A 14,274-nucleotide genomic window follows, 5' to 3' on the forward strand; every position below is an offset into this window, starting at 1 on the left:
GAAAATTTTACTGATAGCTCCCACTGAACAAAATTTACTTCTTTGCATAAATGCACCATTTTCGCCAAGTTTTAGACCAAAGATAAGTGCTATCAAAAATAAAATAGCAATGATAGTTGGCAAAAGTCCTATCGCCTTTGTAGTGTCTTTGCTACTTTTTTGGGCATGATATCATCTAAAATATGGCAAATTTGTAGGTATAACTCACAAAAAGATAGATACATTTGAGATATTTTTTAATAAACACGGCGAAATTTCAACCCTCAACTCGCGCCTTATCTCTAAAATTCGTAGTATATCAGCCTGCTAGCTAGATTTGCCAAGATGAATATTTTTAGATTTTGCCTACTTACCACGCTTAGTGCTGGGGTTTGGTGTGCTGTTTTGCTTGGAGCTGGCTATTTTCTAGGCTCAAACCCTGACAAACAGACGCTTCCAATAATAACGATCACCATTTTAGCGGTGGTTGCAGTAATAAGCGCGGTCTATATAATGGAGCAGTTTCGGTTTCAGGTAAAAGGTAGCCATTTTTCTTAAAAGCTCGTCCCGCAAAGATGCCAGCCAACAAGCCAACAACACCAACGATAGCGACTAAATTTAACTATTTGATGATAAAAGAGATTAATGAAAATTTTCTATCAGGTCTTTAAAAACTTCATAAAGTTTATTTACTTCATCAACGCTAACTCGTTCGTTTTTGGCGTGTATGCGGTCGTTTATGACGCCAAATTCTATCGCATCTACGCCAAACTCAGAAAAGTGCCTTGCATCGCTCGTACCGCCTTTTGTATTTAAAAGTGGCGTAACGCCAGTGATCTTTGTGACAGATGCCATTAAATTTCTTACGATCTTGCTATCTTTGTTCGTTAAAAATCTCTTTGAGCTTTGCTTTATACTAAGCCCGTAACTAAGCCCATCTAAAACGCTTCTAAGATAGCTCTCAACGTCATTTACATCGGTTAAATTTGAGTTTCTAACGTTAAACATTATGCTAAGCTCGCTTGGCGTGACGTTGCAAACCTGCATGCCGCCACGAATGTCCGTAACCACGATCTTGCTTGGGCTAAAAAACTCGCTCCCCCCGTCCATATCATGGTCAGCTATCTTACTTAAAAGTGGAGCTATTAAATTTACTGGATTTAGACATTTTTCTGGGTATGCCACGTGACCTTGAACGCCCTTTATCACGATCTTGCCATTTATCGAGCCACGTCTGCCGACTTTTATGCTATCGCCAAATTTCTTATCACAAGTTGGCTCAGCCACGACGCAAAATTTAGGCAGATCCTCTATCTCACGCAGATATTCAAGTGCTAAAGGCGTGCCGTAAGTGCCATCGCCCTCTTCGTCACTTGTTAAAATGAGGCTTAGTTTGCCTTCAAATTTAGCCTCTTTAGCAGCACAAACAAAGGCAGCCACGCCACTTTTCATATCCTGCGAACCCCTTGCGTAGATGTAGCCATCTTTTTCAAGTGGGGTAAATGGCTCGCTATCCCAGCCATCTCCTGGTGGCACGACATCGACATGCCCTGCAAAGGCTAGATGCTCCCCGTCTCCATAAATTTTAGAAAGTATGAGATTTTTTGTGCCATTTTTTTCTATAAATTTAGCCTCAAAATCAGGCATAAATTTAGCGATAAACTCCAAACTTCCAGCATCTTCTGGCGTGATAGAGCAAAAACTTAAAAGCTCTTTTAAAAAGCTAACTACCACTAAAACGCCTTTTTAGAAGGAATTCCCAAGTAAAATCCCTGGAATTCGTCGATGCCTATCTCCTTACAGACGTTAAAGATTTCTTTAGAATGGACATACTCTGCGATCGTTTTTATGCCAAGATCATTTGCAAATGCCACGATCGCGCTAGCGATGGCGTATGAGTCTTTATTGATATCGATGTCTTTGATGATAGAGCCATCGATCTTCACGTAGTCTGGCTTGATCTTTATGATGTAAGAGAAATTTGAGTAGCCAGAGCCAAAGTCATCGATCGCTATCATAGCGCCCATGCTCTTTGCTCGCTCGATAAAGACTGAGACGCGCTCGGCACTCTTTAGCTCCTCGTCTTCAACTATCTCAAACACTATCCTGCCAGCAACATTGTGCTTGTTTAGCAAATTTAAAACCAGCGCAGAGACGTCGCCATCTATCATATCTCGGCTGCTTAAATTTATAGAAAGAACCAAATTTGGATCCTCAGTGAGGTGCTCAAAGCACTTTTTGATGAGCTGTTTTTCAAGGTCTGCGTAACGCTTGATACGCTTCGAGATATCCAAAAATACACTTGGCGAGATGACGTCGTCGCGGTCTAAAATTCTTATCAAGCATTCATATTTTATAGGGATCTTTTTCTCGTCAAATATCGGCTGAAAATACGGCACAATGTTATCATTTATTGTAGCGTTTTGGATCAGCTTTGAGCGCTCGATCTGATTTGCGTATTCATCTTTTTGACTTAGTCCTTTAAAGTAGCAAACATAGTCTTTATCAAGCGTTTTGGCTGATTTTAGCGCGATGGTTGCCTTTCTTAAGGTCTGGTCGCTATCAAGCGCAAAGCCTATGGTGTTGTGAATTTCTATATCATCGACCTCTACGCCATTTTCATCTTTTATGCTAAGCATCCTACCTTTAAAGATATCTAGTAAATTTTCAGCAAGCTCTTCGTATCTGTCGATAAAGTCGTTATTATCTTCGACCAAAGCAAATCTGTCCGCCTCGATACAATAAGCCTTCATATTCTCATTTTTGGCAAATTCTTTGATGAGATTTGCCATCTGTTTTAGTATCTGGTCACACACGTATTTGCCGTAGTAGTCGTTCATCTTGCCAAAATCATCGATATCCATAAGTATCACTTTTGGATATTTATACTCGCTCACATCTTTTAAAAGCGCAGCCTTGTTAAAAAGTCCAGTAATCGGATCGATGTATAGCCTCTCTTTTAGTTCAGCGATCTTAATAGTGCTCTCTTCTTTTACTTTTAGATAGTCAAATTTGATGTTTAGATACTTAAATACAAACCAAAGACAGACCGCAAGCCCTAAAAATAGACCGATCGAGCTTAAGATCAAAGTAAGAGCCATATTTTTCATCAGCCACTGAAAATAAAATTCATCGCTAGTGCCAGTTATCCTTTGATCTATATGCGCTTTAAAGCCTAAAATATAGTCGTTTACGGCAACAAACATACATACTTTGGCACTATTTTCTGGCAAAATTTCAGCCTTGAAATAATCCTTTTGAAAATCATGAGAGTAGATGTCACCACAGCTATTGTCTTCGTAGTCTTTATTTACGAGGCTTTTGTCTGACGATGCCTCTATCTTAAAGCCATTTTTACCATTTTCTTTTAGCAAAAAGACATCACCAACAGCGTTATCGGCTATATAATTTTGAAAGTCTGAAACACTAAATTTACTTATATTTTTAAAATAATTCACATATTGATCTGTTAGATACTCAGTCTTTTTTTTGAGGTCAAAGTTGTTTGTAGAGAGCGCGTTATTGTATTTATATGAATAGATAGTTAAATTTTCAGCTACAAAGAAAGCAAAAAGCAAAACCACGACCAAAGTGACGGTTTTAACCATACTAAAGTGCTTTTTTTGCGATTCGTCGCTTGGCATAAAGTTTAAACTTCCTTTCTTAAATTTTTCTAATGGATTATATCTAAGCTAAATAAAAAATTTCTTTCATTTTTTAATTAAAAATTTAGCTCAAAGTTTAACGATCTTTGCACCATATCCGCCTTGGTTTGCTGGTGCGTCAAAAAACTCTTTCACACTTGGATGCTCTTTTAAGAAATTTTTAACAGCAAAGGCTAGCTTGCCCGTGCCGATGCCGTGAAATACGCTAACCTCATCAAATCCCATAACAAGACTATCTGAGATAAATTTATCAAGCTTAGCTATCGCCTCGTCAGCTCTCATGCCGTGCAGATCAAGCGAAAGCGAGGCCGTTTTTGGCTTATCTACACTTAAACTTACGCCACCTTTTTTAGGCAAGACTACTTCGTTGCCATTTTTTCTTAAAAGCTCGAGTGGCACGCGCAAATTTATGCCATTTGACTCGATCATCGCATCATTTTTAGAGATGCTTAAAACCGTGCCCTTTATATTTTCATACTTCACTCTATCGCCTACTTTTAGGCTCTCACGCTCAGTTTTTTTAGGCTTAACGATGGCAGCTTTTTTCTCATTTGCCACGTTTAGCGCCCTTTGTTTATCTTTTATATCTTTGAAATTTATAACAGCTTTTGCCGCATTTATCGCGTCAAAATACTCTTTTTCAAGGCGTGAAATAGTCGCATTTAGCTTGATCTCATTTCTCTCTTTTAGCTCTTTTTGCTCCTCAAGCAAGCGCTCCAGCCGCTCCTCTTTTGCCGTGACCTCTTTTATCCCCTCATCAAGCTTAGTTTGTAAATTTAGCGTCTTTGTGATGATCTCGTTTAAATTCTCTTTATCTTCGCCGTAAATTTTCTTAGCCTGCGCCACTAAATTTTGAGATATGCCGTATCTTGCCGCCGTTTCAAAAGCGTAAGACTTGCCGATCGTGCCTTTTAAAAACTCAAATTTAGGCCTTTGGGCCGCCTCGTCGTAAAGTGCCGCCACTAGCTCAACCTCGGGGTTTTTAGCTAGCAACATCGCAAGGCGCTTGTGGTGAGTCGTGATGATCATTTTGATATCTTGAGTGATGAGGCGCTCTATCATGACGCCATACAAGCTCGCAGCCTCCTCAAAATCGGTGCCAAGCTCGATCTCGTCGATACCGATGATGATCGATTTTTTAGTAAAAAGCCTTGCAAAGTGCACCATCCTGCCTGCAAAGGTCGAGATGTCATTTTTCACACTTTGCGGATCTTCTATGATCGCATCAAATTCTTTAAAAGAGCCGATGCTTGAGCGGTTTGCGTCGATACGCATAGGCAGCAGATACTTTGCAAGCAGCGTGGCTGAGATGATTGATTTTAAAAGCATCGACTTACCGCCAGCATTTACGCCGGTTATTAAAAGCACCTTTTTACTAAAATCCACACTCACGCTCTTTGGATTTTTTAGCGCTGGATGGGCAAATTTCTCAAGCTTGATAACGTGTGAGCTATTTGGCAAAACAAACTCATAGTCACGCGATCTAGCCAAATTTACACGAGCCTGATATGCGTCAAACTGATCAAAAGCGTTATTTATAAATTTCAAAAAGAGCAGGCTCTTGCTCATCTGCAGGCTAAATTTCTTGCAGTGCTCAAAAATGATCTCCTCTTTTCTATCAAGTAGCTCGCTTTGCTCCTTTTTTAGGCGCTCGGTGCTTGCAGGTGCGACGTAGAAGTAGCCGCCTGAGCTTCTAGCGATCACGGTGCCTTTTAGGGCGTGATTAAAGCCGCCACGCACCAAAAGTGCCTCTTGCGAGTTGATGTAGTGCGTCTGGGTATCGACTAGATAGGGCGTGATGTGCTTTGAGTAGATGAGCTTTTTAAGCTCAGCGTCTATCTGGCGCTTTTTCTCGCTAAAAGCCTGCTTTATCGCAGCAAATCTCTCATCCACGCTGTCGCTAAACTCGCCGTTTTCATCAAAGCTGTTTGCCATCTGGCTCATCGCTTCAGGGATTTCAACTTTAGCGATCCACTCGCCAAGCCTGCCTTCAAATTTTTGCTTTTTTAGATATGAAAAATACTTAATAATCTTTGCAAACTCGTAAATTTCGCTGATGTGAAGCACTGCTTGCTTGCTAAGTCTCATAAGCGCGTCATCAAGCTCTTTTATCTCGTCAGGTGCCTTGAAATCATACTTTGAAAGCTCGCTAATGTTTTCAAAGTGGATTTTGCTGTCACCTTGTAAAAATAGCGGTTTTTGCCTTGCTAAAAATGAGTTAAATTTATCCAGATACTCGCCCAGATCGAGCTTTAAAAATATCTCTTCAGTCATTGCTCGCAACTTTTTATAGGCACGATGACGCCTGAAAGATCACTAAATTCTCGCTTTGGTAAAAATGACGCCGTGCCAAATTCGTAGTTAAATTTCTCAGCGCTAACGTTGTATTCGCCACATTTTAGTGTTTTACCCTGCTTAAAGTCAGTCACTAGCTTTGAGATGGCGTCCTCGTTTTTGGATAAATTCTCCTCGTAAAAATAGACGCAAACAAGGATCGCTACAAGCACCGCACTCACGGCTGCTTTGATGCTTTTGCTGATCTTTTCATCTTTTATCGCCCAGATCGCTCCAAAAAGCAGCATCACACCGGCGATTATTATCAAATTTCTTACCATTTTACGCCTTTATACTTTGCGATAAGCTCTTTGTAAAGCTCAGCATGAGGCTTGATCTTTTCTAAAATTTCAGCCCTCACTTCGCTGATATCTTGCTTTTCAACCAGCAAGCAAACGGCTAGATACGGGGCATTTGGCAGCATATCTTTTATATGAACGCTACTTAGCTTTTGTGACCTTGCAAGCGCGATCAAGATATCTTTTTTGCCTAAATTTATAAGGCTTGAAATTTCATCCTCGCTTAGCTCTTTTTCTTTTATCTCTTTTAAAATTTCATTTTCATCTTGAGGCTTGAAACTACTTAGATCCATTAATATCCGCCTCTTAGCTGCACGCTGATATCGCCCGCTCCAAAGCCAACTACGATGCCGTCACTTAGGCGGTTTTTCACGCCAAATTCATCTGTAAATTCTATCCCCTCTTCAACCCTCTCGACCTTGTCGGTAAATATCGGGTTATACTCGCTAAATTCGCTCTTCATATCAACTTCGATAGGATTTTCTCCAGCTGCATAAACTGGCAAGATAACAAGCTCATCAACGCCTTTAAAGCACTCTTTAAAGCCAGGTAAATTTGTGCTAAGTCTTGTGTAGCGGTGTGGCTGAAATATCGCTGTGACGCTGTTTATACCTAAAATTTTGGCGTATTCAAAGACTGATTTTAGCGTCGCTTTTATCTCGGTTGGATGGTGCGCGTAGTCGTCGATTAGGACGAAATTTTTGTTTGCGCTAAGTATGTCAAAACGCTTTTTGATGCCTTTAAAATTTAATAAATTTTCTCTGATATCTTTAAGCGGCGTCTCGTGCATCGCAGCTAGAATAGCCAAAGATGCGTCTATAGCGATGTGCTCGCCCATGCCAAAGGCTTCAAATTTGCCTAAATTTTTAAGGTTAAAGCTAGTGTATGGCTGATAGTCTCTTACAACCATCGTTAGCTCGGTGATATCACTGCTTGGGTAAAGCCTGATCGCATCAAGCTTAAGCGTGCTCAAAAACTCGTCCTCAGCGTTTATCACTCTAACCTTTGCGCGCTCCAAAAAGCCCTTGTAGGCTGCGTAAAATTTAGCTAGATCGTAGTCGTAGTGCTCCATGTGCTCTGGCTCTGCGTTTGTGACGATGGCTAGATATGGGTTTGAGTTTAGAAAGCTAGAATCGCTCTCATCGGCCTCAAATACGACGTTATCGCTTTTGGCGTAGCGCATATTTGAGCCAAACTGCTTTGATATGGCGCCGATGATGACTGAGCCCTCAATAAGGCTTGCTAGCATCGCTGAAGTAGTACTCTTGCCGTGCGCGCCAGCAACTGCAAAGACGCACTTATCTTCAAGCACATAGGGCAAAATTTCTTTTCTTGAAAAGCACTTTATGCCCTTTCTTCTGGCCTCCACTAGCTCGATGTTGTCCTCTTTTATCGCGGCTGAATAGACCACGAAGTCTTGGTCTTTTATCGCCTCTTTGCAGTGCGGCGTGATGACCTCGATGCCTTCATTTTGAAGCTCAAGCGTCGTCTTGCTCTCTTTGATGTCGCTGCCGCTTATCTTGTGGCCTTTTTCGTGTAAAAATCTAGCGATGGCTGAGATGCCGATGCCGCCGATGCCTATGAAATGGACTTTTCTGATCTCGTTGTTTAGCTCTTGCAAATTTTATCCTTAAGTTTTTCGTGATTTTAACAAAAATTACTAAATTTAAGGCTGAAAATGGCTTTTATTTGCTTAAGCTAAAGCTTTCATCTATCAGGTCAAAAACGGTTTTTTGTGAGATTTTGGAGTTTAAATTTACACTTATCCAGTGCTTTTTATTCATGTGATATGCTTTAAAAATTTGCTTCTCATCAACTAGCACCATGGCTAGATCAGGGCTACATTTTAAATTTAAAACCTCAATCATCTCATCACTTCTAAGACCAAGCTTATTAGCGCTTAGCTGCATAAGTAGCGCAAACCACTTCTCATTTTTCTTGTGACGAAAGACACTAAATTTTGGATATTTTGGGAAAATTTGCTCACCCAAAATGTCAAATTTCTCTTTTATATATTTCTCTATCTCACTTCGTTTCAAATTTCACTCCGAAAGGCTAAATTTACAAAATTTAAATTCATGCGGTGCGAAGCACTGAAGCATGCACCTCTAACGTCGTAAGGGTTGGGGGTTGTTAAGGGGGAAGGGTACGACTTCGTAATTCAAGTCCCTTCCCCCTTATATCAAATTTACCTTAGAGTTTTAAGCAAGAAAGTAAATTTAGATATTCTCCCCAGCTATCATGCCAAATGTCAAGCAGTCAAGTATCGCGCAGCTACCAAGCCTACTAGCTCCGTGCGTACCGCAGTGACCTCGCCAGCAGCGTAAAGTCCCTTGATCGGCTCATCGTCGATGTTTAGCACCTGAGCTTTGGTGTTGATCTTTACGCCGCCCATTGTGTGGTGAAGCTTTGGAGCGCCGCGCATAGCGTAAAATGGAGTTTGTGAGATGGTGATGCCATCAGTTAGCTTGATTGGCTTATCAAATTCCTCATCCTTGCCTTTTTTAACAAATTCGTTATATCTCTCAACCGTTTTTTCTAGCTCGCCAGCTGGCATTTTGTAGTATTTAGCAAGGTCTGCTAGCGTGTCAAATTTCATTATGACGCCGTTTTTCATAGGATTTGCAAGGTCACTCTCGACTAGCTTTGCAGCAGCTACAGAGTCACATAAATTTATAGGATAGCTGTCGTTTTTAGCGTCAATTATCCTAAACATAGCATCAGCTCTTATCTTGCGATCAGCAAGCTCGTTCATATAGCGTTTGCCGGTCTTTGGATCGACTGAGATGCCGTATCTAAAGGCAGCTTGTGAGGCAAATTTACTTGTGATGCCGTTGCCTTTTTCGTCAGGGCATTTATATGGGATGTATTGTATCCAGCCGATTTGCACAGGCAAAGCGCCTATTTTTAGGGCTGAGATCAAAGCGCCTGCAGTTGCGCCTGGGTGGTTTGTGGTGTCAAATTCAGGCACAGCACGTGGGTCTTGAAGCTTTCTAAAAAATTTATCACTGCAAAAGCCGCCACTTGCTAGCACGACGCCCTTTTTAGCCTTTATAAATTTACGCTCGCCGCTTTTGTTCTCTTTGTCATCGCTAAATAGATTTTTATCAAATTTATAGTCATTTCGCACCGCAACGCCTACTATTGCGCCATTTTCGTCGGTTACAAACTCATCAAATTTGCACCTTGTTCTTAGCTCGCATCCTTGTAAATTTTTAAATGTCTCAGCTAGAGGCTGAACGATGCCAGAGCCGCTTGTATTTTCGGTGTAATAAGTCCTTGGCACGCTATGACCGCCCTCAAGAAGTAGCTTGTCTAGGTATTTTGCGCCGTGTTTTACGGTGAAGTTAAAAGTATCGACCGCTCTATCAGCAAGGATGCCAAGAAGCTCCACGTGGTTTAGCCCAAGGCCAGCTTTGACGCAGTCTGAGATGAAAAGCTCTTTTGAGTCTTTGACTCCGTTTTTCTTTTGAAGTTCGCTGTTTGGCACGGCAAAAATTCCGCCATTTATTACAGAGTTGCCGCCAACTCGCCCCATTTTCTCTAAGATAAGAACCTTGTTGCCTCGCTCATTTGCCTTGATGCCAGCTGCAAGACCAGCAAAACCGCTACCGATGATAACGACATCCCACTCCTCGTCAAATTTGACATCTTTATCTCTAAAGACTGGCATATCGCTCGCATAAACTCCGCTTGCAGCAAGAGCCGAAACAGCACCAAATTTTATAAACTCACGTCTTGAAACTTTACTCATAGCGTCTCCTTTTTAGTATTACGCCAAAGCCTGTAAATTTTAAATTTACACCTTTGTTCAAACCCTTTGTGATTACTAAAATTATAGGATTATTTATGATAAAGATTACTTAAAATTATTTATTTTGTATTAAGATTAAAGTGGCGGCGAGCTTAAATTTTGCCTTTACAAAAACACTCATTTTCGTGATCATCGATGACGCCAACGCCTTGCAAAAACGAGTAGATGATCACAGCACCTACAAATTTAAAGCCACGCTTTTTCATATCTTTTGAGATGCTCTCTGAGAGTTCGCTACTTGCTGGCATGTCCTTAGCGCTTTTTATGTCATTTATCACTCGCTTGCCATTTGTAAATTTATAGATGTAGCTATAAAACGAGCCAAACTCAGCACAAAGCTCTAAAAAAGCCTTGGCATTTTTTGGCAAAGAGTAAATTTTAAGGCGGTTTTTGATCGCTCTATCATCGCTTAAGAGGCTTTGAAGCTTTGCCTCATCGTAGCTAGCGATCTTTTTTGCATCAAAGCCGTCTAAAATTTGAGCAAGCCCAGCTCTTTTTCGTAGCACATAGTCCCAGCTAAGACCTGCTTGAAAGCCCTCTAAAATGAGCATTTCAAAGAATTTCTTATCATCTTTGACCGCTCTGCCCCACTCATAGTCATGATAGCTCTTGCTAAACTCGCTCTTTTTGGCCCAGGCGCAGCGCTTCATCTTTTAAATTTAGCCTCTATCTGCATAAAGCCCCAAGTGCTTCTAGCCTCGCTAAGCTCCTTTTTGCTAAGCTCATCGATCATCATCTCTTCATTTTTGCCAAGCCTGTTCTTAACCTCGCCAAATGGGCTAATAAGCATCGAGTCGCCGTAAAAACTCCACTGCTCGTCCTCGCTCTTGTGGCTTCCCACGCGATTTACGCGAAGCACATAAACGTTGTTTGTAAAGGCTCTAACCTTTAAAAGCTCCTCCCAGCGCGCCTGCGAAAAAAATGTGCAAGCCGTTGGCACAAGCACGATATCGACCTTTTTAGCGCTCATATACGCCCAGCACACGTCAAAATGCGCCTCGAAGCCAAACATGACACCAACCTTAAATTTATCGTATGTAAAGATGGGTAAATTTAGCTCTTCGCTTGCGTTGCTAAAAAACTTCGCCTCGTTCCAATGCGCGTAAGGCATGAGAATTTGCTGATCGTATAGCTTTACTTGCGTTTGGCTAAATTTGGCTAGGCTTTTAAATATCTCCTTGCCTTTTAAATTTATGATAGGTGCGATGATGTTTAGATCATACTTTTTTGCCATCGCAAATAGCGCCTCTTTTTTGCGCTCGCTCTGCTCTTTTATGAGGCTTTTTGGCATGCTGGCAAGCTCTTTAAAAAAGCTATTTAGCACGTATTCGCCAAGGACAACCAGCCTTGCGTTTTCATCCGCGCAAATTTTAAGGTAGTAATCAAGCCTCGCCTCGCTTAAAGGCTGCGTTGGCAGCTGAAGGGCGCAAATTTTACTCATCATCCACCTGCTTTATGCTAAGTTTTGCGTTTTCTAAAATTTCTCTTGCTTCATTTAAGAGCTTTTTGCCCTGCTCGTGCAGCTTTATGCTGTTTTCTAGGCTCACATCATCTTTGTTTAGATCGTTTAAAATTTTATCTGCAAGGGCTAATTTCTCTTCAAAACTTTGCTCTTTTTGCTCCATTTTCTATCCTTTTAATATATTTTTTACATATCCATCAAATTTTTCTATCTCGACCAAAAAGGCGTCGTGGCCGTAGTTGCTATCTATCTCTATAAAATTTGTCTTTGCACCTCTGCCCATTTCGCAAAGTGCGTCGTAAATTTCTCTCATGCAGCTTGGCGGAAAGAGTAGATCACCTTTAAATGCGACTAGATGCAGATTTGCTTTGATCGGTGCAAGGGCGTCTTTTAGGCTATCGTAGTGCCTTGTGCAGTCAAAGATATTCATCATCTTTACGATGTATAGGTAGCTTAGCGGGTCAAACCTCTTTGGGAAGTTGTAGCCGTTATACTCCATGTAGCGATCGACCTGAAAATGTCCAAAAAGATCGTAAAGGCCGTCAGTTTCGACGTAGTTGCGTCCAAATTTTTTATCCATGCTATCAGGGCTTAAGAAGCTGATGTGCCCTGCCATCCTGCCGTAAGCCATGCCTTTTAGTCCATTTTTTCTTATAAATTCTGCGTCGTATTCGCCGTTTTTAAAATTTTCATCGTTTAAAATAGCTTCGATAGCGATTTTATTAAACGCTATCGCCCAAGGCTTAGTCTGATAGGTGCTTGCAAGCATTATGATATCTTGCGCAAATTCTGGAAACTCGATAGCGTAGCAAAGTGCCTGCATACCGCCAAGACTGCCGCCTATCACGGCTCTTGCCCTTGTGATGCCAAGCTCGCTAAATAGCCTCATCTGTGCCTTTACGACGTCACTTATAGCAAGGACTGGGAAATTTAGCCTATACTCTTTGCCGCTACTTCTATCAACGCTTAGCGGCGAGGTCGAGCCAAAGCACGAGCCTAAGATATTTACGCAAATAACATAAAATTTATCCGTATCGACCGCCTTTTTGCTGCCTATTAGCCCGTCCCACCAGCCAGCTTTCTCATCGCCTGCGTAAGTGCCAGCAGCGTGGTGCGAGCCAGTTAGGGCGTGACAGATCACGATAACATTGCTTTTATCAGCATTTAGCGTGCCGTAAGTCTCATAAATAAGCTTGAAATTTGATAGCATACGGCCACTCTCAAGATAGAGTGGCTCGTTAAATTTAATAGTTCTAGTTTGCAGGTCTAACACTAATTAACTTTGTAGTTTGGTGCCTCGTGAGTGATAACTACGTCGTGGACGTGGCTCTCTTTTAGTCCAGCGCTTGTTATCTCGACAAATTCAGCTCTTTCTTGAAGAGTTGGGATATCTTTTGCGCCAACATAGCCCATAGCGCTTCTTAGGCCGCCTATTAGCTGATGTATCACATCTTTTATGCTGCCAGCAAATGGCACACGGCCTTCGATGCCTTCAGGTACTAGCTTGTCTTGAGCGGTGCCCTCTTGGAAGTAGCGATCCGAGCTGCCCTTTGTCATAGCGCCTATTGAGCCCATACCGCGATATACTTTGTACTGGCGACCTTGGAATGTTATAAGCTCGCCCGGGCTCTCCTCGCAACCTGCAAGTAAGCTTCCCGCCATAACACAAGCTGCACCTGCTGCAAGGGCTTTTGCCACGTCGCCTGAGTATTTTAGTCCGCCGTCAGCGATAACTGGGATGCCATATTTGGCTGCTTCGCTTGCGCAGTCATCAATCGCTGAAATTTGAGGCACGCCAACGCCAGCAACGATCCTTGTGGTGCATATTGATCCTGGTCCGATACCCACTTTTATGCCGTCAGCTCCTGCTTCTGCTAGGTCTTTTACGGCTGCTGGATTTGCGATGTTGCCAGCTACGACATCGACTTTAAAATTTGCTTTTACCTCTTTTAAAGTGTCGATGATGCCCTTTGAGTGGCCGTGAGCTGAGTCGATGACGATGACATCTACGCCAGCATCGACTAGCGCTTTAGCGCGGTCTATCTGACCCACGCCAATAGCCGCAGCCACGCGAAGTCTGCCGTAGCTATCTTTGTTTGCGTTTGGATACTCTTTACGTTTTTTTAGGTCTTTTATGGTGATAAGTCCGTCAAGTCTGCCATCTTTATCGACGATAGGTAGCTTCTCAACCCTGTTTTGAGAAAAAATTTTCTCCGCATCATCAAGCGTGCAGCCCTTTGGCGCAGTGATAAGTGGTGCTTTTGTCATGCGGTCTTTTACCAAAGTGCTCATATTTGTTTCAAATCTCAAATCGCGGTTTGTTAAAATTCCTATTAGTTTGCGGTCTTTGTCGATGACTGGAACGCCTGAAATATGAAGATCTGACATAAGGCTTAGAGCTTCAGCCACGGTTGCTTCTGGATTTATAAAGATAGGATCGATGATGACGCCACTTTCGCTTTTTTTAACGCGTTTGACCTCTTTTGCTTGGCTTTCGACATCCATATTTTTGTGGATGACGCCGATACCGCCGAGCCTTGCCATCATGATAGCAGTTCTATGCTCAGTCACCGTATCCATCGCAGCAGAGACGATCGGGATATTTAGCGTGACGTTTTTGCTGATCCTGGTTTTTACATCAACTTGCTTTGGCAAAATTTCAGAGTATTGCGGCACAAGAAGCACATCCTCAAATGTTAAAGCTCTCTTTACTATCTTCAT

At 41.9% G+C, this 14,274-nt stretch carries 13 protein-coding genes and 1 pseudogene; 1 reads left to right on the plus strand and 13 read right to left on the minus strand.

From position 1 onward, the window contains the following. Nucleotides 1-324 precede the first annotated feature (324 nt). Nucleotides 325-537 carry a hypothetical protein gene (locus B9N65_RS11230; RefSeq protein ID WP_257640024.1) on the plus strand — a complete coding sequence of 71 codons (213 nt, stop codon included), beginning with the start codon at nucleotides 325-327 and terminating at the stop codon, nucleotides 535-537. 84 nt (nucleotides 538-621) lie between these two features. Here B9N65_RS11230 and dapE read toward each other — a convergent pair whose 3' ends face one another. The 13 genes and pseudogenes from dapE to guaB all read right to left on the minus strand — a co-directional run bounded on the left by dapE (nucleotide 622) and on the right by guaB (nucleotide 14,274). After that, the gene (gene dapE / locus B9N65_RS04015) at nucleotides 622-1,713 is read right to left on the minus strand and encodes a succinyl-diaminopimelate desuccinylase (protein WP_087582902.1); all 1,092 of its coding nucleotides are present in this window, start codon (nucleotides 1,711-1,713) and stop codon (nucleotides 622-624) included. Then, the gene (locus B9N65_RS04020; RefSeq protein ID WP_087582903.1) at nucleotides 1,713-3,623 is read right to left on the minus strand and encodes an EAL domain-containing protein; all 1,911 of its coding nucleotides are present in this window, start codon (nucleotides 3,621-3,623) and stop codon (nucleotides 1,713-1,715) included. Before B9N65_RS04020 ends, dapE begins: the two co-directional genes overlap by 1 nt. A gap of 90 nt (nucleotides 3,624-3,713) precedes the next feature. After that, nucleotides 3,714-5,918, minus strand: a complete 2,205-nt coding sequence (locus B9N65_RS04025; RefSeq protein WP_087582904.1) for an endonuclease MutS2 — start codon at nucleotides 5,916-5,918, stop codon at nucleotides 3,714-3,716. Further along, on the minus strand, nucleotides 5,915-6,259 hold the full coding sequence (locus B9N65_RS04030) for a hypothetical protein (RefSeq protein ID WP_087582905.1): 345 nt from the start codon (nucleotides 6,257-6,259) through the stop codon (nucleotides 5,915-5,917). Before B9N65_RS04030 ends, B9N65_RS04025 begins: the two co-directional genes overlap by 4 nt. Continuing rightward, nucleotides 6,253-6,570 (minus strand): hypothetical protein, encoded by a 318-nt coding sequence (locus B9N65_RS04035; RefSeq protein ID WP_087582906.1) that lies wholly within the window; start codon nucleotides 6,568-6,570, stop codon nucleotides 6,253-6,255. The genes B9N65_RS04030 and B9N65_RS04035 overlap by 7 nt, the downstream gene beginning before the upstream one ends. Then, on the minus strand, nucleotides 6,570-7,877 hold the full coding sequence (gene murC / locus B9N65_RS04040) for a UDP-N-acetylmuramate--L-alanine ligase (protein WP_034901633.1): 1,308 nt from the start codon (nucleotides 7,875-7,877) through the stop codon (nucleotides 6,570-6,572). Before murC ends, B9N65_RS04035 begins: the two co-directional genes overlap by 1 nt. Before the next feature lie 85 nt (nucleotides 7,878-7,962). Further along, entirely contained in the window at nucleotides 7,963-8,316 is a 354-nt protein-coding gene (locus B9N65_RS04045) for an MmcQ/YjbR family DNA-binding protein (RefSeq protein WP_087582907.1), read from the minus strand. Nucleotides 8,317-8,496: 180 nt separating this feature from the next. Then, nucleotides 8,497-10,031: pseudogene (locus B9N65_RS04050) on the minus strand (flavocytochrome c). Nucleotides 10,032-10,183: 152 nt separating this feature from the next. After that, nucleotides 10,184-10,741 (minus strand): DNA-3-methyladenine glycosylase I, encoded by a 558-nt coding sequence (locus tag B9N65_RS04055; RefSeq protein ID WP_087582908.1) that lies wholly within the window; start codon nucleotides 10,739-10,741, stop codon nucleotides 10,184-10,186. After that, the gene (locus tag B9N65_RS04060; protein WP_035143506.1) at nucleotides 10,738-11,532 is read right to left on the minus strand and encodes a carbon-nitrogen hydrolase family protein; all 795 of its coding nucleotides are present in this window, start codon (nucleotides 11,530-11,532) and stop codon (nucleotides 10,738-10,740) included. The genes B9N65_RS04055 and B9N65_RS04060 overlap by 4 nt, the downstream gene beginning before the upstream one ends. After that, nucleotides 11,525-11,716 (minus strand): exodeoxyribonuclease VII small subunit, encoded by a 192-nt coding sequence (xseB, locus tag B9N65_RS04065; RefSeq protein ID WP_004317712.1) that lies wholly within the window; start codon nucleotides 11,714-11,716, stop codon nucleotides 11,525-11,527. The genes B9N65_RS04060 and xseB overlap by 8 nt, the downstream gene beginning before the upstream one ends. A gap of 3 nt (nucleotides 11,717-11,719) precedes the next feature. Next, entirely contained in the window at nucleotides 11,720-12,826 is a 1,107-nt protein-coding gene (gene metX / locus B9N65_RS04070; protein WP_087582909.1) for a homoserine O-acetyltransferase MetX, read from the minus strand. Next, on the minus strand, nucleotides 12,826-14,274 hold the full coding sequence (gene guaB / locus B9N65_RS04075) for an IMP dehydrogenase (protein ID WP_009294929.1): 1,449 nt from the start codon (nucleotides 14,272-14,274) through the stop codon (nucleotides 12,826-12,828). The genes metX and guaB overlap by 1 nt, the downstream gene beginning before the upstream one ends.

The sequence above is a fragment of the Campylobacter concisus genome, assembly GCF_002165815.1.
Taxonomy (GTDB): Bacteria; Campylobacterota; Campylobacteria; order Campylobacterales; family Campylobacteraceae; genus Campylobacter_A; species Campylobacter_A concisus_BH.

What these genes read in the sequence shown, in the direction of transcription:
- B9N65_RS04020 (WP_087582903.1), bottom strand. Translation starts at nt 3,623, where the DNA reads ATGCCAAGCGACGAATCGCAAAAAAAGCACTTTAGTATGGTTAAAACC.
- B9N65_RS04030 (WP_087582905.1), bottom strand. Translation starts at nt 6,259, where the DNA reads ATGGTAAGAAATTTGATAATAATCGCCGGTGTGATGCTGCTTTTTGGA.
- B9N65_RS04060 (WP_035143506.1), bottom strand. Translation starts at nt 11,532, where the DNA reads ATGAGTAAAATTTGCGCCCTTCAGCTGCCAACGCAGCCTTTAAGCGAG.
- guaB (WP_009294929.1), bottom strand. Translation starts at nt 14,274, where the DNA reads ATGAAGATAGTAAAGAGAGCTTTAACATTTGAGGATGTGCTTCTTGTG.
- B9N65_RS04055 (WP_087582908.1), bottom strand. Translation starts at nt 10,741, where the DNA reads ATGAAGCGCTGCGCCTGGGCCAAAAAGAGCGAGTTTAGCAAGAGCTAT.
- B9N65_RS04035 (WP_087582906.1), bottom strand. Translation starts at nt 6,570, where the DNA reads ATGGATCTAAGTAGTTTCAAGCCTCAAGATGAAAATGAAATTTTAAAA.
- xseB (WP_004317712.1), bottom strand. Translation starts at nt 11,716, where the DNA reads ATGGAGCAAAAAGAGCAAAGTTTTGAAGAGAAATTAGCCCTTGCAGAT.
- B9N65_RS11230 (WP_257640024.1), top strand. Translation starts at nt 325, where the DNA reads ATGAATATTTTTAGATTTTGCCTACTTACCACGCTTAGTGCTGGGGTT.
- B9N65_RS04025 (WP_087582904.1), bottom strand. Translation starts at nt 5,918, where the DNA reads ATGACTGAAGAGATATTTTTAAAGCTCGATCTGGGCGAGTATCTGGAT.